This window comes from Micromonospora sp. NPDC048898 (assembly GCF_043198035.1).
GTDB lineage: Bacteria > Actinomycetota > Actinomycetes > Mycobacteriales > Micromonosporaceae > Micromonospora.
Map to the genome: position 1 here is coordinate 272769 of NZ_JBICUF010000009.1, position 17611 is coordinate 290379.

General features: G+C 71.7%; 15 protein-coding genes and 1 tRNA gene. 9 read left to right on the plus strand and 7 right to left on the minus strand.

Annotated elements, in window-relative coordinates; genetic code table 11:
* Positions 1–73 precede the first annotated feature (73 nt).
* The 3 genes from ACGFIQ_RS23605 to ACGFIQ_RS23615 all read left to right on the plus strand — a co-directional run bounded on the left by ACGFIQ_RS23605 (position 74) and on the right by ACGFIQ_RS23615 (position 3985).
* A complete protein-coding gene (locus ACGFIQ_RS23605; RefSeq protein ID WP_393246895.1) occupies positions 74–1456 on the plus strand; it encodes an FAD-binding oxidoreductase in 1383 nt (460 codons plus the stop codon).
* Positions 1457–1655: 199 nt separating this feature from the next.
* Positions 1656–3104 (plus strand): pyruvate kinase, encoded by a 1449-nt coding sequence (gene pyk, locus ACGFIQ_RS23610; protein ID WP_393246897.1) that lies wholly within the window; start codon positions 1656–1658, stop codon positions 3102–3104.
* Positions 3101–3985 carry an acyl-CoA thioesterase II gene (locus ACGFIQ_RS23615; RefSeq protein ID WP_357069689.1) on the plus strand — a complete coding sequence of 295 codons (885 nt, stop codon included), beginning with the start codon at positions 3101–3103 and terminating at the stop codon, positions 3983–3985. Before pyk ends, ACGFIQ_RS23615 begins: the two co-directional genes overlap by 4 nt.
* 45 nt (positions 3986–4030) lie before the next feature.
* Here ACGFIQ_RS23615 and ACGFIQ_RS23620 read toward each other — a convergent pair whose 3' ends face one another.
* On the minus strand, positions 4031–4699 hold the full coding sequence (locus tag ACGFIQ_RS23620) for a YceI family protein (RefSeq protein WP_393246899.1): 669 nt from the start codon (positions 4697–4699) through the stop codon (positions 4031–4033).
* A 256-nt stretch (positions 4700–4955) separates the two neighbouring features.
* Between ACGFIQ_RS23620 and ACGFIQ_RS23625 the strand changes: the two genes are divergently transcribed.
* Positions 4956–5420, plus strand: coding sequence for an RrF2 family transcriptional regulator (locus ACGFIQ_RS23625; RefSeq protein ID WP_393246901.1), 465 nt, complete (start codon positions 4956–4958; stop codon positions 5418–5420).
* A gap of 205 nt (positions 5421–5625) precedes the next feature.
* Positions 5626–6606: a sulfite exporter TauE/SafE family protein gene (locus ACGFIQ_RS23630; RefSeq protein ID WP_393246903.1), complete on the plus strand. Its 981-nt coding sequence runs from the start codon at positions 5626–5628 to the stop codon at positions 6604–6606.
* Positions 6607–7036: 430 nt separating this feature from the next.
* Here the strand turns inward: ACGFIQ_RS23630 and ACGFIQ_RS23635 are convergent, their stop codons facing one another.
* Positions 7037–8476 carry a pyridoxal-dependent decarboxylase gene (locus ACGFIQ_RS23635; RefSeq protein ID WP_393246905.1) on the minus strand — a complete coding sequence of 480 codons (1440 nt, stop codon included), beginning with the start codon at positions 8474–8476 and terminating at the stop codon, positions 7037–7039.
* Positions 8477–8726: 250 nt separating this feature from the next.
* Here ACGFIQ_RS23635 and ACGFIQ_RS23640 point away from each other — a divergent pair, with 250 nt between their 5' ends.
* Positions 8727–10985 carry a cellulose binding domain-containing protein gene (locus ACGFIQ_RS23640; RefSeq protein ID WP_393246907.1) on the plus strand — a complete coding sequence of 753 codons (2259 nt, stop codon included), beginning with the start codon at positions 8727–8729 and terminating at the stop codon, positions 10983–10985.
* A gap of 200 nt (positions 10986–11185) precedes the next feature.
* On the opposite strand, the gene ACGFIQ_RS23645 is transcribed toward ACGFIQ_RS23640, so the two are convergent.
* Positions 11186–12229 carry an LLM class flavin-dependent oxidoreductase gene (locus ACGFIQ_RS23645; protein WP_393246997.1) on the minus strand — a complete coding sequence of 348 codons (1044 nt, stop codon included), beginning with the start codon at positions 12227–12229 and terminating at the stop codon, positions 11186–11188.
* Positions 12230–12240: 11 nt separating this feature from the next.
* The gene (locus tag ACGFIQ_RS23650; protein ID WP_393246909.1) at positions 12241–12720 is read right to left on the minus strand and encodes an Lrp/AsnC family transcriptional regulator; all 480 of its coding nucleotides are present in this window, start codon (positions 12718–12720) and stop codon (positions 12241–12243) included.
* Positions 12721–12822: 102 nt separating this feature from the next.
* Here ACGFIQ_RS23650 and ACGFIQ_RS23655 point away from each other — a divergent pair, with 102 nt between their 5' ends.
* The gene (locus tag ACGFIQ_RS23655) at positions 12823–13983 is read left to right on the plus strand and encodes a trans-sulfuration enzyme family protein (protein ID WP_393246911.1); all 1161 of its coding nucleotides are present in this window, start codon (positions 12823–12825) and stop codon (positions 13981–13983) included.
* Here ACGFIQ_RS23655 and ACGFIQ_RS23660 read toward each other — a convergent pair whose 3' ends face one another.
* From ACGFIQ_RS23660 to ACGFIQ_RS23670, 3 genes are all read right to left on the minus strand, one after another.
* Positions 13984–14634 carry an NAD-dependent epimerase/dehydratase family protein gene (locus ACGFIQ_RS23660; protein WP_393246913.1) on the minus strand — a complete coding sequence of 217 codons (651 nt, stop codon included), beginning with the start codon at positions 14632–14634 and terminating at the stop codon, positions 13984–13986.
* Between the two features lie 92 nt (positions 14635–14726).
* Complete coding sequence (locus ACGFIQ_RS23665) at positions 14727–15476, minus strand: transcriptional regulator (RefSeq protein ID WP_393246915.1); 750 nt, start codon at positions 15474–15476, stop codon at positions 14727–14729.
* 31 nt (positions 15477–15507) lie between these two features.
* A tRNA-Leu gene (locus tag ACGFIQ_RS23670) sits at positions 15508–15590 on the minus strand.
* 81 nt (positions 15591–15671) lie between these two features.
* Here ACGFIQ_RS23670 and ACGFIQ_RS23675 point away from each other — a divergent pair.
* Both ACGFIQ_RS23675 and ACGFIQ_RS23680 read left to right on the plus strand, forming a co-directional pair.
* On the plus strand, positions 15672–16295 hold the full coding sequence (locus ACGFIQ_RS23675) for an ANTAR domain-containing response regulator (protein ID WP_393246917.1): 624 nt from the start codon (positions 15672–15674) through the stop codon (positions 16293–16295).
* 59 nt (positions 16296–16354) lie between these two features.
* Positions 16355–17542 carry a hypothetical protein gene (locus ACGFIQ_RS23680; RefSeq protein WP_393246919.1) on the plus strand — a complete coding sequence of 396 codons (1188 nt, stop codon included), beginning with the start codon at positions 16355–16357 and terminating at the stop codon, positions 17540–17542.
* Positions 17543–17611: the final 69 nt, after the last annotated feature.

Here is a 17611-nt window from a genome sequence, read left to right on the forward strand (position 1 = left end):
ACGGTCGCGCCCAGTGCGGGCCGCCGCCGGGGCGCACCCGGAAGCGTCAGGTCGGCCCGGTCGAGGAGTCGCCATGCTCTCCGCCGCCACCGCCGATGTCGCGACGGCCACCGCCCGCCTGCGGGCCCTGCTCGGTGACCGGCTGCACGAGCCGGGCGATCCCGCTTTCGTCGCCACCACAAGGCTCTGGAACGGCGCCGTGGACCGCGCGCCCGTCCTGGTCGCCAGCTGCCGGGACACCGACGAGGTGGCCGGCGCGGTACGCATCGCCGCCCGCTGCCACCTGCCCCTGTCGGTCCGCTCCGGCGGGCACGACTGGGCCGGCCGGGCACTGCGCGACGGCGGCCTGGTGCTCGACCTGACCGCGCTGCGTGCCGTCCGGGTCGACCCGGACGCGGCCACGGTGACCGTCGGCGGTGGTGCCACGACGGCCGAGCTGCTCGCCGCCACCCGGCCGTACGACCTGGTGGTGCCCACCGGCGTGGTCGGTGACGTGGGCGTGGCCGGGCTCACCCTCGCCGGCGGGTACGGCCCGCTGTGCGGCCGGTTCGGACTGACCCTGGACAACCTGCTCGGTGCGGAGGTGGTCCTCGCCGACGGCCGTCGGGTCACCGCCGATCCCCACCACGACGCCGAGCTGTACTGGGCGCTGCGCGGCGGCGGGGGCAACCTCGGCGTGGTCACCGAACTGCGCCTGCGCGCGCACCGGCTGCCCGGCGTGCTGGCCGGCATGATCATGTTCGCGCTGGCCGAGGCGCCCGCCGTGCTGCGCGGCTACGGCACGCTCATCGCCGAGGCCCCGGACGAGCTGACCGTGATGACCGGATTCCTGCCCGGCCCGGCCGGTGAGCCGATGGTCTTCGTCTGCCCGTTCTACAGCGGGCCGGACCTGGACGCCGGGCTGCCGTGGATGGACCGGCTGCGCGCGTTGGGCACCCCGCTCGTCGACCAGATCGCCCCGATGCCGTACGCGGACGCGCTGCGGATGTTCGACGGCGGGATGGTCGACGGCAACCACTACCTGCTGCGTACCCGCTGGCTGCCCGCGCTCACCGACGGCGTGGCGGACGCGCTCGTCGACGCGGCCCGGCAGGTCAGCTCGCCGTTCTCGGCGCTGGCCGTGCACCACTTCCACGGTGCGGCCACCCGGGTCCGGCTCGCCGACACGGCCTTCGGTCTGCGCCGCGACCACCTGCTGACCGAGATCATCGCGGTCTGGGCGCCCGGCGAGCAGGCCGGGCCGCACCGGAAGTGGGCCGAGCGCACCTCGACGGCGCTCGCCGGGCACGCCCTGCCCGGCGGCTATCCCAACCTGCTCGCCCCGGAGGAGACCGACCGGGTCCGGCTCGCCTACGGCGCGAACTGGGCGCGACTGCGCCGGGCCAAGCGCCGCTACGACCCCCGTGACCTGCTGACCGCGGTGCCCACCCTGCCCCCGTCGGTGCACCCACGGTGAACCTTCCTCGGGAGCACCCCGACAGCGCACACCGACGGAGGCGTACGATTCCCGGCGCGCGGTCGCCGTTGCCCGTCGCCACAACGTTCCCGGTGCGGTTCCGCCCGCCGGCCCGACGCGCACCGCGCGTCGTTCGACACATGTTCCGCTGCCTGCAATGGGTCGGCCCCGAGTCCGACCTGAAGGAGAGACTAGCCTGATGGGCGTGACACGCCGCGCGAAGATCGTCTGCACCCTTGGTCCCGCCACCTCGTCCCCGGAGCGCATCCGGGGTCTCGTCGAGGCCGGCATGAACGTGGCGAGGCTCAACTTCAGCCACGGCAGCCACGCCGACCACGAGTCGGTCTATCGACTCGTCCGGGAGGCGTCCGAGGCGGCAGGTAAGCCGGTGGCCGTCCTCGCCGACCTGCAGGGCCCCAAGATCCGGCTCGGTAAGTTCGCCGACGGCCCGCACGAGTGGCGCACCGGCGACTCGGTCGTGATCACCGGCGACGACATCCTGGGCACCAAGGAGCGGGTCTCCTGCACCTACGAGAAGCTGCCGCACGAGGTGAAGCCCGGTGACCGCCTGCTGATCGACGACGGTCGCGTCGCGGTGGAGGTCACCGACGTCACCGGCAACGACATCCGCTGCCTGGTCACCGAGGGTGGCCCGGTCTCCAACAACAAGGGCGTCTCGCTGCCCAACGTGGCGGTCAGCGTGCCCGCCATGTCCGAGAAGGACGCCGAGGACCTGCGCTTCTCGCTGGGTCTCGGCGTCGACCTGGTCGCGCTGTCCTTCGTCCGCTCGGCCGAGGACATCAAGCTCGTCCACAACATCATGGCCGAGGAGGGCGTCTTCCGCCCGGTGCTGGCCAAGGTCGAGAAGCCGGAGGCGGTGGAGCACCTCGAGGCCATCGTGCTGGCCTTCGACGGCGTCATGGTCGCCCGCGGTGACCTCGGTGTCGAGATGCCACTGGACCAGGTCCCCCTGGTGCAGAAGCGCGCCGTGCAGCTCTGCCGGGAAAATGCCAAGCCGGTCATCGTGGCCACCCAGATGCTCGACTCCATGATCGAAAACTCCCGGCCCACCCGGGCGGAGGCCTCCGACGTCGCCAACGCGGTGCTCGACGGCGCGGACGCGGTGATGCTCTCCGGCGAGACCAGCGTCGGCAAGTACCCGGTGCTGACCGTGAGCACCATGGCCAAGATCGTGACGACCACCGAGGCCGGCTCGATCGGCGTGCCGCGGTTGCAGCACGACCCGCGTACCCACGGCGGCGCGCTCACCGTCGCCGCCTCGTCGATCGCCCGGGCCATCAACGCCAAGGCCCTGGTCGCCTTCTCGCAGACCGGTGACACCGTCCGACGGCTGTCCCGCCTGCACTGCGACCTGCCGCTGCTGGCCTTCACGCCGGTCCCCGAGGTGCGCGACCAGCTCGCCCTCACCTGGGGCGTGGAGACCTTCCTGATGCCGTTCGTGCAGCACACCGACGACATGTTCCGCCAGGTCGACCAGGCGCTGCTCGGCCTCGACCGGGCCAACCCCGGCGACTACGTGGTGATCGTGGCGGGCAGCCCGCCCGGCACCCCCGGCTCGACCAACACGCTGCGCGTACACCAGCTCGGCTCGCTTGTCGACGCGGCGTCGGCGCGGGCGCTGCAGTGAGCGACGGTCGGGTCGCGGTCGGCCAGGCGGCTGTCGACCAGCTGCTGGAAGTGCTGGACCTCGACCCGACCGGGGAGATGGCCTTCCGGGGGATGAGCCCCCCGGTCGGCCCACAACGGGTGTACGGCGGCCAGGTCGCCGGTCAGGCGCTTGTCGCCGCCGGCCGCACCGTCGACCCGGAGCGGTTCGTGCACTCGCTGCACGGTTACTTCGTCCGCCCCGGCGACCCGGTCGAACCGATCGCCTTCCAGGTGGAGAACATCCGCGACGGCCGGTCCTTCTCGGTCCGCCGCGCGGTCGCGCTCCAACACGACAAGCCGATCTTCTTCATGTCGGCGTCGTTCCAACGGGCCGAGGAGGGTCTGGACCACCAGGCCCCGACTCCGCTGGACGTGCCGCCGCCGCAGGACGTCCCGACGATGAGCGACAGGCTCTCCCGATACCCGGAGCGGCTCGGCATGTGGGGTCAGATCCCGCGGCCGATCGACGTGCGCTACGTCGGCGAGCCCGGCTGGGTCCGTCCCGGCGACCGGCCGGCCGACCCGCACCAGCGCGTCTGGATGCGTATCGACGGCAAACTGCCCGACGATCCGCTGCTGCACGCCTGCGCGCTCACCTACGCCTCGGACCTCACCCTGCTGGACTCGGTGCTCTCCGTGCACGGCGAGGTGTGGGGGCCGGGCGGGCTGGTCGGCGCGAGCCTCGACCACGCGCTGTGGTTCCACCGGCCGTTCCGCGCCGACGAGTGGTTCCTCTACGACTGTCTGAGCCCGTCGGCGTCCGGCGCGCGTGGGCTGGCCACCGGCCGGATGTTCACCACGGACGGCCAGCAGATCGCCAGCGCCGTCCAGGAGGGTCTCCTGCGCCGCGTCGGCGCCTGACGCTCTCGACACGTCCCCGCCAGGACCTGGCGGGGATGGCCTCGGTCAGGCCTGGTGGATCGCCTCGCCCGCGATCTCGATCTGCACCGTCTTGCCGACCAGGACCCCGCCGCTCTCCAGCATGACATTCCAGAGCAGGCCATAATCCTCGCGGTTGATCTCGGCCGTCGCGCTGAACCCGAAGATGTTCTGCCCGTACGGATCACGACGGGCGCCGCCGAAATTCACCTCCAGGTCGACAGCCCGGGTGATTCCTTTCACGGTCAACTCACCGGTCAGCACGAATCGACCCGGCGCGCCGTCGGACTGCGGCGGAACAATCGGACTCCGGCCACGTCCACCGAGCCGATGGCTGCGCAGCCGGGCCCATTGAAAGATGGGGTCCTCGTTGCCCTGCCACCTGATGCCGGTGCTTCGATATTCGAGCGCGGGATAGCGTTCCACATCGAGGAAGTCGGCACTCTTCAGATGCGTGTCCCGGTCGCTGCTGCCGGTGGTGATGCTGGCCGACGCGATGGTCGCCGTCACCGAGGAGAGCAGCGGGTCCTCCGCCACGAAGATCTGTGCCGTGGCCTCGGCGAACTCGCCGCGCACCGGGCTCACCATCATGTGCCGGGACAGGAAACCGATCCGCTTGTGCGCCTGATCGAGAAGATAGGTGCCGGCGACCGGGATGGTCATGCCATCCCAGGTGCGTGTGGCGATATCGGTCATCGTGTTGCCTTCCCCCGATGTTTGTCGATCTGCGGACCGGCACCGCCGCAACGGTCTGGCGGTCGTACCCCCCGCCCAGCATAAGGACGCTCCATACCGGCATTTCGGCCCCCACCTTACGGTGGATCATGGCGTGCTTTGACTGGTCCTCGACGACAGTCGGAACGGGCGTGAATGACGCGAATTCCATCGATGCGTGTCCGATCGGCCGAGGGTCGCCCGCCCGGCCGGTTGACCGGGGGCTAACCTTGCCGGCATGCGCCTCTCCGCCCGGGTCGACTACGCCCTCCGCGCGGCCGCCGAGCTTGCCGCGACGGCCAGTGGTCCTGGGCGCGGCCGGCCCGTCACGGCCGACCAGATCGCCCGTGCCCAGGAAATCCCGCCGAAGTTCCTGGAGAGCATCCTGCTGCAACTGCGCCGGGGCGGCATCGTGCACGCCCAGCGCGGCCCGGAGGGCGGCTACTGGCTGGCCCGCCCCGCCGCGGAGATCTCGCTCGCCGAGGTGATCCGGGTGATCGACGGGCCGCTGGCCCACGTCCGCGGGCAACGCCCCGAGCAGCTCGGCTACCACGGCCCGGCCCGCGCGCTCCAGGAGGTCTGGATCGCACTGCGGGCCAGCGAACGGGAGATCCTGGAACTGGTAAGCGTCGCCGACGTGGCCGCGGGCACCCTGCCCCCGCGTATCACCGAACTGGTCGCCGACCCGCGCGCCTGGATCTGAGCACCGGCCCCGTCCCGGGCCCCGCGCCACCCGCCCCTCGCGCCCGCCACGCCGATCCTCCACTCGCGGTGGTTGCCGGTCGGCATCGACAGCGGTGCGTCGCACGGTGGGCGTCCCATCCACCGATCAGAGGCTTGACCCCGGCCGCCCCGTGCCGCATTGTCGACCAAGTCGATAGGAGATACCGAAAAGTCAGGGGGCGCTCGTGCGCAAGCTGCTGGTACTCGCTCTGGTCGGGCTCGTCGCGCAGCTGATCGACGGCTCGCTCGGCATGGCGTACGGGCTGACCTCGTCCACTCTGCTGCTGGTCGCCGGGGTCGCCCCGGCCGCCGCCTCGGCCTCGGTGCACCTGGCCGAGATCGGCACCACCCTCGCCGCCGGGGTCGCGCACTGGCGCTTCGGCAACGTCGACTGGCGGGTGGTGACCCGCATCGCCCTGCCCGGCGCCATCGGTGCCTTCGCCGGTGCCACCCTGCTCAGCTCGATCTCCACCGAGGTGGCCGCGCCGTGGATGGCCGGCATCCTCTTCACCCTCGGCGCGTACCTGCTGGTCCGCTTCGCCCGACCGCTGCGCACCGATCGGGTCGGCGGGCGACTGCGCGGACGTTTCCTCGGCCCCCTGGGCCTGGTCGCCGGCTTCGTCGACGCCACCGGTGGCGGCGGGTGGGGTCCGGTGGCCACCCCGGCGCTGCTGGTCTCCGGCCGCATGGAGCCCCGCAAGGTGATCGGCTCGGTGGACACCGCCGAGTTCGTCGTGGCCGGTGCGGCGAGTGTCGGCTTCCTGATCGGGCTGGGCTCCGAAGGGTTCCTGCTCCCCACCGTCGCCGCGCTGCTGATCGGCGGGCTCATCGCCGCCCCGCTGGCCGCCTGGCTGGTGCGCATCGTGCCCGCCCAACTGCTCGGTGCGGCGATCGGCGGCGTGATCGTGCTGACCAACGCCCGCACGCTGATCCGCTCCGCCGACCTCGACGGCCCGGTCCGCCCGGTCGTGTACGTCCTGCTGGCCGCCGGCTGGCTGGCCGCCCTGGTGCTGGCCGTGCGGGCACTCCGCCGCACCCGACGCGCCCGCGCCGAAGCCGCGAGCGCTCCCTCCGCCGCGACCGTTCCCGCCGAGCTGCCCGACGTTGCTACCACCGGTGCGGTAGCGGCCGATCTGGCCGCCACGGGTACGCCCACGCCACGCTGAACCCCGTTCCGCTTCCGGCCTTGCCCCGTGGTCCGGCCTTGCCCCGACGGTGAGGTACCACAACTCCATGATCGACGGCGGGTGCTGTGCGGGGGTGGGGTGCGCGGTGGGACCCGGTTGGCGCCGCGACTGTCAGGGTTGGGTCACCAAGATCGTGCACTATCCAGGATGTAGTGGCCTTCTCGACGCTTCGTGGCCACTACATCCTGGATCGAGCGTGACCTTGGCGCCGCGTGCGCCCCACACCCCGCCCCCGGTCTTTCGGTGATGGTGTTCGTCGTCAAGATCCGCGCAAGATCGGGGATATTGCTGTCTCCCGCGGTGTCTGAGGCAGCAACATCCCCGAAGTTGCGACGATCTTGGCGCGGGGCGCGGGGCGCGGGGCGCGAGTAAAGGGCGCGCGTGGCGACGGGCGACGGGGCGACAGAAGTCAGGGGGAACGCAGGTTGTCGGCCGTCTCGGCGAGCAGTGTCCAGGCCTCGTCGACGTGCGCCTCGGTGGTCTGGGGCGAGCCGACCGCCAGCCGTAGCGTGTAGCGGCCGGCGACGCGGGTGTGCGTCAGGTGCACCCGTCCGGTGGCGTTGACCGCGGCCAGCAGTGCCGCGTTGGCGTTGTCGTCGGCGCGCAGTCGGAAGCAGACGAGCGAGAAGGGGTGCGCCGCCGTCACCTCGAACCGGTCGTCGGCGCGGACCCGCTGGGCGAACCGGTCGGCAAGCGCCACGCCGGAGCGGATGTGTGCCCGCAGCCCTTCGGCGCCGTACCAGCGGATGACGAACCACAGTTTCAGGGCGCGGAACCGTCGGCCCAGCGGCACCTGCCAGTCCCGGTAGTCGATCACCGCGCCGGACTCGGAGGCCGCGTTGCGCAGGAACTCCGGCAGTACGGTCAGCGCGTCGACCAGCTCGGCGCGGTCGGCCACCCAGAACGCGTCGCAGTCGAACCCGGTGAGCAGCCACTTGTGCGGGTCGAAGCAGTACGAGTCGGCGTACTCCAGGCCGGCGTGCGACCACCGCAGTTCGGGACAGACGGCGGCGGCGCCCGCGTACGCGGCGTCCACGTGCAGCCAGATCCCGTACTCGGCGCAGATGGCACCGATCTCCGGCAGCGGGTCGATGGCGGTGGTGGAGGTGGTGCCGATTGTCGCCACCACGATGGCGGGTACGTCCCCGGCGGCCAGGTCGGCCTCGATCGCCGCGCGGAGCGCGCCCGGCAGCAGTGCCTGGCTGTCCGGGTCGACGTCGATCGGCCGGATGCCGTCGGTGCCCAGTCCGGCGATCCGGGCGGCCTTCTCGATGGAGGAGTGCCCGTGTACGGAGGTGTACGCGCGGTAGCGCCGGTCGATGCCGGTGTCGCGCCAGCGGCCTCCGCTGGCCCGGTGCAGCGCGGCGAGGGTGGCCACCAGCGTCGCCGAGGACGCCGAGTCCTGGATGACCCCACCGCCGGTGCCGGTGGAGCGGAACCGGTGCGGCAGGTCCATCAGTTGGGCCAGCCAGTCCATGAGCACCGTCTCCACCTCGGTGCAGGCGGGGCTGGTGGCCCAGAGCATGCCCTGGACACCGAGCCCGGAGCTGACCAGGTCACCGAGCACGCTCGGGCCCGATGTGTTGGCGGGGAAGTAGCCGTAGAAGCCCGGGTGCTGCCAGTGGGTCAGCCCCGGCAGGACGATCGAGTCCAGGTCGGCGAGGACCGCCTCGACCGGTTCGCCGCCGGCGGTGGGTGGTGCGGTGGGGAGGGCGGCGGCCACCGTGCCGGGCGGGTCGGCCGAGGTGACCGGTCGTTGCGCCAGCGTCGTCCAGTAGTCGGCGATCCAGTCGACGACCGCGTGGCCGGCGCGACGGAACTCGGCGGGGTCCATGTGCGGAGTGCTCACCCGTACGAGTTGATCAGCCCTCGATGGCGGAGGCAAGGCGGGCCGGAGCGGCAGCCAGCAACGGTCATCGATGTTGCACGGCGGAAAGCGCTTGCCCTACGATGCGCGGTGAGTCGGATCCGCGAGTTCCAGGGCGTTCACCCCCGATCAGATCGCCGTCCGCCGCCGTAGCGGCGCGACGGGTCCACCGCGCGTCCCGGGCCGGGCGGGTGGGCCGCCGCGATCATCCGCGGATCCTCGGAGGCAGTCCATGCACCCGTCCAGACATCGGCTGATCCTGCTCGCCGGCACGACGGCGGCCGCCGTCGTGGCCGGCACCCTCGGCACGGTGGTCGCCTCGGCCGCCGCCGTCGGCTGCCGGGTCGACTATCAGATCACCAACCAGTGGCAGGGCGGCTTCGGCGCCAACGTCACAGTCACCAACCTCGGCGACCCGGTCAACGGGTGGGCCCTCACCTGGTCGTACGCGGCCGGACAGCAGGTCACCCAGGCGTGGAACGCCGTCGTCACCCAGGCCGGTGCCCAGGTCACCGCCCGCAACGTCGACCACAACGCCGGCATCGCCGCCAACGGCACCGCCGCGTTCGGCTTCAACGGTTCGTGGACCGGCAGCAATCCGGTGCCGGCCAGCTTCGCGCTCAACGGCACCACCTGCACCGGCACCCCGGCCACCGACGGGCCGACCACCCCGCCACCCACCACGGCACCACCCACGACGCCGCCTCCGACCACCCCGCCTCCGACCACCACACCGCCGGCCGGGGCGAAACAGCTGGAGAACCTGGACCGGGGGCTGATCAGCGTCCGTTCCGGCAGCGGCAACCTGGTGTCCTGGCGACTGCTCGGCACCGAGACCTCCGGGGTGGCGTTCAACCTGTACCGGGGGTCGACCAGGGTCAACGCCAGCCCGATCACCGGGGCCACCACCTATCTGGACAGCGGCGCGGCGGCCGGCTCGGCGTACACCGTGCGGGCCGTGGTCGGCGGCGCCGAGCAGGCGGCGTCGGCACCGGCGCTGCAGTTCGCCAACGGCTACCTGGACGTGCCGTTGCAGGTCCCAGCCGGCGGCACCACCCCCAGCGGGGAGAACTACACCTACAGCGCCAACGACGCCTCGGTCGGGGACCTCAACGGCGACGGCACCTACGAGATCGTGCTCAAGTGGGACCCGTCGAACGCCAAGGACAACTCCCAGTCCGGCTACACCGGCAACGTCTACGTCGACGCGTACACCCTGACCGGCAGCCGGCTGTGGCGGATCGACCTGGGCCGCAACATCCGGGCCGGCGCCCACTACACCCAGTTCCAGGTGTACGACTACGACGGTGACGGCCGCGCGGAGGTGGCCATGAAGACCGCCGACGGCACCCGTTCCGGCACCGGCCAGCTCATCGGCTCGTCGTCGGCGGACCACCGCAACTCCAGCGGCTACGTGCTGGCCGGTCCGGAGTACCTGACCATGTTCAACGGCCAGACCGGCGCGGTGCTCTCCACCGTCAGCTACGACCCGCCGCGCGGCACCGTGTCGTCCTGGGGCGACTCGTACGGCAACCGGGTGGACCGGTTCCTCGCCGGCACCGCGTACCTGGACGGGCAACGCCCGTCGCTGGTCATGGCCCGGGGCTACTACACCCGCGCGGTCATCGCCGCGTGGGACTTCCGCAACGGCACGCTGACCAGGCGCTGGACGTTCGACTCGAACTCCTCCGGCAACGGCGCAGCCGCCGGCCAGGGCAACCACCAGCTCTCCGTCGCCGACGTCGACGCCGACGGCCGTCAGGAGATCGTCTACGGCGCCGCCACCATCGACGACAACGGCCGGCTGCTCTACTCGACCGGCAACGGGCACGGCGACGCCATGCACGTCGGTGACCTCGACCCGGGCCGCGCCGGCCTGGAGGTCTTCAAGGTCGACGAGGACGCCAGCAAGCCCAGCTCCTGGTTCGCCGACGCGCGTACCGGTCAGATCCTCTGGTCCACGCCGGCCTCCGGCGACAACGGCCGGGGCGTCTCCGCGGACATCTGGGCCGGCAGCCCCGGCGCGGAGTCGTGGTCGTCAGCGGTTGCCGGCCTGGCCAACACCAGAGGTCAGAACATCGGCCGCAAGCCGTCGTCGGCGAACTTCCTCGCCTGGTGGGACGGTGATCCGGTACGCGAACTGCTCGACGGCACGAAGATCGACAAGTACGGCACCGGTGGCGAGACCCGACTGCTCGACGGCAGCGGGGTGGCGTCCAACAACGGCACCAAGTCCACACCGGCGCTCTCCGGTGACATCCTCGGCGACTGGCGGGAGGAGGTGATCTGGCGAACCAGCGACAGCCGGGCCCTGCGCATCTACAGCACGCCCACGCCGACCAGCACCCGGATCCACACCCTGATGCACGACCCGCAGTATCGGGTGGCGATCGCGTGGCAGAACACCGCCTACAACCAGCCGCCACACCCGGGGTTCTTCATCGGCGACCAGATGGCCAGCCCACCCACCCCGAACATCTACCTACGTTGATTTGACCCCTGGCGGTCCCGAACGGGGTCGCCTAGGGTGGCAGGCACCGGGCCGCAGCCGCGGAATCCGCTCAGCTCCGGCCCGGTGCGCCACACCGCGGCATTCCCGACCCGTCCCGACCGGGGATGCCGTACCACCACCGGAACCAACATTAGGCAGCGTCGGGGTCGGCGGGGTGACGCTGACGTGAAGATCGTGTTTCATGCGTCCCGGTGCAGACCGCCCGCCACCTGCTCGGCGATCAACTCGTACGACCGCACCCGGTCGGCGACGTCGTACACCAGGGTGGTCAGCATCAGCTCGTCCGCGCCGGTGCGTTCCACCAGCTCGGTGAGCTGCCGGCGCACCGTCTCCGGCGAACCCATCGCCTGACCGTCGCGGCGCTGCAGGATGAACTCCCGCTCGATCTCGGAGTACGGGTAGGCGGCCGCCTCGTCCGGCGTCGACAACGGCTCCGGCCGGCCGGAGCGCAACTTCAGAAACGACAGCGCGCTCGGCCCCGCCAGCCACTCGGCCCGCTCGTCGGTCTCCGCGCACACCGCGTTGACCGCCACCATCGCGTACGGCTCGTCCAGCCACTGCGACGGCCGGAAGTGCTGCCGGTACAGGGCCAGCGCCGGCAGGGTGTTCGCCGAGCTGAAGTGGTGCGCGAAGGAGAACGGCAGACCCAGCAGGCCGGCGAGCTGGGCGCTGAAACCGCTGGAACCCAGCAGCCACACGGCCGGCTGCTCACCGCGACCCGGCGTGGCGATGATCTGCCCCGGCTTCTCGCCGCTGAAGTAGTTCATCAGGTCGGCCAGCTCGCGCGGGAAACCCTCCGCGGACAGGCCCTCCATGGTGCGCCGCAACGCCAGCGCGGTCACCTGGTCGGTGCCCGGCGCCCGGCCGATGCCCAGGTCGATCCGACCGGGGTGCAGCGCCTCCAGGGTGCCGAACTGCTCGGCCACCACCAGCGGCGCGTGGTTGGGCAGCATCACTCCGCCCGACCCGAGGCGGATCGTCGACGTGTTCGCCGCCAGGTGCGCCAGCAGCACCGCGGGGGCGGAGCTGGCGATCGCCGGCATGTTGTGGTGCTCGGCCACCCAGAACCGGTGGTAGCCCAACTCCTCGGTACGACGGGCCAACTCGGTGGTCGCCGCCAGGGCCGCGCCAGCGGTGGTGCCCCTGGCGACCGGGGCAAGATCAAGAACAGACAACGGTACGGTGATCACACGCAGTGCCAACTCCCCGGCCCGCCCGTTCATTCCACCGCCGCTCACCCCATCCCACGTGCCTGTTCGAAGATCAGACTGGTCTGGGTGTGCTGCACCACCGGGTCGACCGCCAGGTGGTCCAGCACGAAGTCGCGCAACGCGTCACCGGACGCCGCCCGCACGTGCAGCACGTAATCCTCCGCACCCGCCACGTGGAACACCGACACCACCCCCGGCAGCCGCACCGACCGGGCCCGGAAGGCGTCCACGGCCGCCCGCTCGTGCGCGGTCAACCGCACCGACACCAACGCCTGCAACGGCAGACCGAGCGCGGCCGGGTCCACCTCGGCGTGGAAACCGCGGATCGCGCCCCGGTCCCGCAGCGCCCGCGTCCGGGTCAGGCACGTCGACGGCGCCACCCCCACCCGCTCGGCGAGGGCATTGTTGGGCAGACGCCCATCCGCGGCCAGCTCGGCCAGGATCGCGCGGTCCACCTCGTCCAGGGCCGGATACGGCCGCACATCGTTCGGCACAGGAGGCATCCAGCCATCCTCGCCCGAATCCACGGACGAAACCAGGGTGCTCACCAGAATCATCTGCCGACCCATTGCCTCCGAACAGGTGGATGTTCGACGCTACCCGCCATGACAACGATGGACACCCGGGCCGTACACGCCGGTCGCGACGACCTGCGCACCCTCGGCGTGCACGTACCACCCATCGACCTGTCCACCACCAACCCACTGCCCTCGGTCGACGACGGCGGCGCCGCGTACGAACAACTCGCCACCGGCGGCACCCTCCCCACCGAGGGTGGCGCCGTCTACCAACGGCTCTGGAACCCCACAGTCGCCCGCTTCGAAACCGCCCTCGCCGAGCTGGAAGGCACCGCCCAGGCCGTCGCCTTCGCCAGCGGCATGGCCGCCCTCACCGCCACCCTGCTCGCCGCCGCCCGCGACGACCGCCGGCACGTCGTCGCCGTCCGACCCCTCTACGGCGGAACCGACCACGTCCTCGCCACCGGCCTGCTCGGCACCACCGTCACCTGGGCCCGCCCCGACGAGGTCGCCGCCGCCATCCGCCCCGACACCGCACTCGTCATCGCCGAGACACCCGCCAACCCCACCCTCGACCTGGTCGACATCGCCGCCCTCGCCACCGCGGCCGGCGACATCCCGCTGCTCGTCGACAACACCGTCGCCACCCCCGTCCTGCAACAACCCGCCCGACACGGCGCCACCCTCGTCCTGCACAGCGCCACCAAGAGCATCGGTGGGCACGGCGACGTGCTGGCCGGCGTCGTCGCCTGCGACGACGACTGGGCCGTGCGACTACGCCAGGTCCGCGCCGTCACCGGCGCGATCCTGCACCCGCTCGGCGGCTACCTGCTGCACCGCGGCCTGCAAACCCTGCCGCTGCGCGTGCGCGCCCAGCAGGCCACCGCCGAGAAACTCGCCGGCTGGCTCGCCGGCCACCCCGCCGTACACCGGGTGCACCACCCCTCGACGCACGACCCGGCGGCGCTCGTCGGCCGCCAGCTGGCCGGACCCGGCAGCCTGCTCGCCTTCGAGGTACGCGGCGGCGCACCGGCCGCGGCCGCCGTCGCCGGCGCCTGCCAGCTCATCACCCACGCGGTGTCCCTCGGCGGCGTCGACACCCTGATCCAGCACCCCGCCTCGCTCACCCACCGCCCCGTCGAGGGCGACGCGAAACCCGCGGCCGGCCTGCTGCGCCTCTCGGTCGGTCTGGAAGACCCCGAGGACCTACGAGCCGACCTCGCCGCCGCTCTCGACACGATCGCTTGATCAGCGCAGCTCGCGGTTGCCCAACACCCGGGTCGGCGAGCCCTCCCGGGTCACCCGCAGCATCGCCCGACCGATCCCGTCGGTGGTGGTGACCTGGTGCGGAAACAGCCGACGCAGCACCGGAAACAGCGGACGCGTGACCGCGTACCCCAGCCGGTACCACCGTGTCCTCGACACCGCCCCGTACGTCGGCTGGATGAAACCCGGTCGCGCCGCGTAGCCGTTGGGCAGCAGCTCGATGATCGCGTTCTCGGCGCGACCCTTGACCCGCGCCCACATCACCCGGCCCCGACCCGACGAGTCGGTCCCCTGACCCGAAACGTAGACGAACGTGACCTGCGGGCTCACCTCCGCCAACAGCCGCGCCGCCGCGAGCGGATAGTCGTAGCTGACCCGCGTGTACGCCGTCTCGTCCAGACCCAACGAGGAGACCCCCAGGCAGTAGAAACAGGCGTCCACACCGGTCAGGTCGGCCCGCACCGGGTCCAACTCGCCCACGTCCGCGACGGTCAGCTCCCGCAGCTTCGGATCCTGCCGACCGGTCGCCCGGCGGCCCACCGTCACCACCTCCCGCACGTCGTCGGCGAGCAGGCACTCCCGCAACACGCCCTGGCCGACCATACCGGTCGCGCCGAAGACAACAACCCGCATCAGTTCCCACCCCTGTCGTCGCCGCTGTCACCGACCATCCGCCCGCGTGCCAGCCAGACTGCCACGGTGGGCGTGATCCGCGCGGCGCCAGGTCAGGACTTGGGGCCGACGTGCCGGTCCAGCGTCGCGACCGCGGCGCGTCGCGCCACCGAGAGCGAGTTGCGCCGGTTCATCCGCCAGGCGACGCCCAGCAGGTCGAGACTCCACTGACAGAGCGCCATGATGTCGGTCGACTCGTTGACGAACATGTAGCGCGGGTAGACGTACGCCTTGCCCCGCACTGTGACCCGGTTGGCGACGCGGCAGCCGTCGGAGTGGAACAGGCCCCGCAGGAAGTCACCGGGGTGTCGTTCGAGGATCGGTCTTTGCCAGTCGGCGAGGACGATCGGTCGCTCGTGCTTCTTGGCGGGACCGTGCTGCGGGAGCAGGCAGGGCCAGTGGAGGCCGTAACTCTGCACGCCCACGCAACCCTGCTTCTGGACCCGTTGCACCTTCGAGGCCAACACGGCTCGCATGGCCACATCGCACGCCTCGATCAGCCCGGGCCAGGCATTGGAACAGTAGATGCGCAACACCGGAACACGCGCCGCCGTCACCAGGTGGCCGTCGCCCAGGTAGAGACCGAGCAGGTAGGCGTAGGCCGCGGGGTCGGTCGGATTGTCGACATCCGGCCGACATCGGAAGCAGCGCAGCTCCGTGCCGCGCCGCACCGGTTCGGGTCGATCGACGCACCAGTGCCAGACCGTGGTGTAGGGCAGCGAGAGGCTGCGGGCGACTGCGTGGATGGTGTGTCCGTGAGCGCGGAGAGCGCGGGCCTGTGCCCGCATCTGCGGTGGGTGCACACCCACATCATCGAACAGGCGTATGACAGAGTGCCGGGAGCGGGATTCGAACCCGCAAGCCCTTTCGGGCAGAAGTGTTTGAGACTTCCGTGTATGCCGTTCCACCATCCCGGCGGGTGGCGCTTACTGTACCCGACTACTCTCATGCGGGAGCATGGGTGGTAGCCGTGCAGTGATCGATGGTGGGAGTGGCTGGTGGCTGAGACGCCGACGGATGCCGAGCGCAGGCGCGTACTGATCGCCGAGGATGAGGCGCTGATCCGGCTGGACCTCGCCGAGATGCTTGTCGAAGAGGGTTACGAGGTGGTGGGGGAGGCCGGTGACGGTGAGACAGCCGTCCGCCTCGCCGAGGAGTTGAAGCCCGACCTGGTCATCCTCGACATCAAGATGCCGATCATGGATGGGCTGGCCGCCGCCGAGCGGATCGCCGGTGCCCGGATCGCCCCGGTGATCATCCTGACCGCGTTCAGCCAGCGTGACCTGGTGGAGCGGGCGCGGGCGGCGGGCGCGATGGCGTACCTCGTGAAGCCTTTCCAGAAGAGCGACCTGGTCCCGGCGGTGGAGATCGCGCTGTCGCGCTACTCGGAGGTCGCGGCCCTGGAGGCGGAGGTCGCGAGCCTGACCGACCGCCTGGAGATCCGCAAGGCGGTGGAGCGCGCGAAGGGTGCGCTGATGACGACGTACGGGATGACCGAGCCGCAGGCGTTCAAGTGGATCCAGCGCACGGCGATGGACCACCGGATGACCATGAAGGAGGTTGCCGAGCGGATCCTCGCGGAGACCGCCGGCGGCGAGGTGCCCCAGCAACCGACTGTCTGAGCCCCCGATCCGTGTGATCCGGGCCACCGCGCGCGAGCGCCGGTGGTTAGCATCGACGGGTGTCCGTCCGACGGGTGATCGCGGTGTTCGGCCTCTTCGCGCTGCTGCTTGCCGGCTGCGACGGGCCGAGGGAGCCGGGCCGCGCCGGTTCGACGCCGGCCGCCGCGCCGGCGCTGCGGCCGGGTTGGCAACCCCTGGCGCTGCCGCCGCCGCCGGGCGGTGCGGGCCGCCTTCTGGTGCGCGACGCGACGGCGTGTGCGGGTCGGTGGTTCCTGGTCGGTGGCGTGCTCGACGCGCAGGGCGGCACCCGTCCGGCGGCCTGGACCAGCGTGGACGGTGCGACGTGGACGGTCCAACCGGTGCGTGCCGATTCCTTCTACGGTCGGCAGAACGTGTTCCTGTCGGTGGCCTGCCGTGACGGTAGGGCGGCGTTGATCGGCGCCAAGGTCGGCGGTGCGCACGGCTATCCGCGGGTGAGCACGTGGCGGCAGGTGGCCGATGGCGCGCTGGTCGAGGTGCAGGCGAAGTTCGAGACGTACGGCGGGCCGACGGCGGTGAACGTGTCCCGGCTGACGGCGGGTGCGCCGGGCTGGTTGATCGTGGGTAACCGTTCGGCGGGCGCGGCCTCCTGGGTGTCGGCACCGGACGCGGCGGAGTTCGCGCTCGTCGAGGGTGCACCGGAGTTGGCCAGTGACCCGGCGGGGGTGACCTGGGCGTTCGACGCGGTGGCGACGCCGCCGGGTTGGCTGGCGGTGGGTGGTTTGCTGCCGGCTGGCCGGATCGACCGTGACCCGGCGGTGTGGTCGTCGCCGGACGGGCGCTCGTGGCGGCGCACGGTGTTGCCGGGCGGTTCGGAGTACGAGGAGTTGCAGCGGGTGACGCTTGTCGGCGGGGTGCCGGTGGCGGTCGGGCTGCGCGGGGCGACGTTCGGCGCGTGGCGGCAGGAGGCCGGGGGCTGGGTGGCCGGTGGGACGTTCGGGCGGTGGGCCGGGGCCGGGGTGCAGGCGGTGGCGTCGCTGGTGTCGTCCGGGGAACGCCTGTTCGCCGCGGTGACCGATGGCGCACGGCACTCGGTGTGGGTGTCGACGGATCTGGGTGGGTCGTGGCGGGAGGTCGCGATGCCGCTGGATGTGTCGGCGGGCGTCGATCGGGACGTGACGCTGGTGGCGGTGGGCGACAGGTGGTGGTTGGCGGCGGACGACGGCTCGCGGGCCGGGCTGTGGTGGGCGTCCGGTCCGGGAGTCTGAAAGCCGACGCTTCGCCCTCCGCTGTGCCTCGTCTGGCTGTTTTCGCTGTTCAGCGTGGTCTCTGTCGGG

What these genes read in the sequence shown, in the direction of transcription:
- ACGFIQ_RS23640 (WP_393246907.1), top strand. Translation starts at nt 8,727, where the DNA reads ATGCACCCGTCCAGACATCGGCTGATCCTGCTCGCCGGCACGACGGCG.
- ACGFIQ_RS23650 (WP_393246909.1), bottom strand. Translation starts at nt 12,720, where the DNA reads ATGCCTCCTGTGCCGAACGATGTGCGGCCGTATCCGGCCCTGGACGAG.
- ACGFIQ_RS23620 (WP_393246899.1), bottom strand. Translation starts at nt 4,699, where the DNA reads ATGACCGATATCGCCACACGCACCTGGGATGGCATGACCATCCCGGTC.
- ACGFIQ_RS23605 (WP_393246895.1), top strand. Translation starts at nt 74, where the DNA reads ATGCTCTCCGCCGCCACCGCCGATGTCGCGACGGCCACCGCCCGCCTG.
- ACGFIQ_RS23660 (WP_393246913.1), bottom strand. Translation starts at nt 14,634, where the DNA reads ATGCGGGTTGTTGTCTTCGGCGCGACCGGTATGGTCGGCCAGGGCGTG.
- ACGFIQ_RS23625 (WP_393246901.1), top strand. Translation starts at nt 4,956, where the DNA reads ATGCGCCTCTCCGCCCGGGTCGACTACGCCCTCCGCGCGGCCGCCGAG.
- ACGFIQ_RS23655 (WP_393246911.1), top strand. Translation starts at nt 12,823, where the DNA reads ATGACAACGATGGACACCCGGGCCGTACACGCCGGTCGCGACGACCTG.
- ACGFIQ_RS23645 (WP_393246997.1), bottom strand. Translation starts at nt 12,229, where the DNA reads ATGAACGGGCGGGCCGGGGAGTTGGCACTGCGTGTGATCACCGTACCG.
- pyk (WP_393246897.1), top strand. Translation starts at nt 1,656, where the DNA reads ATGGGCGTGACACGCCGCGCGAAGATCGTCTGCACCCTTGGTCCCGCC.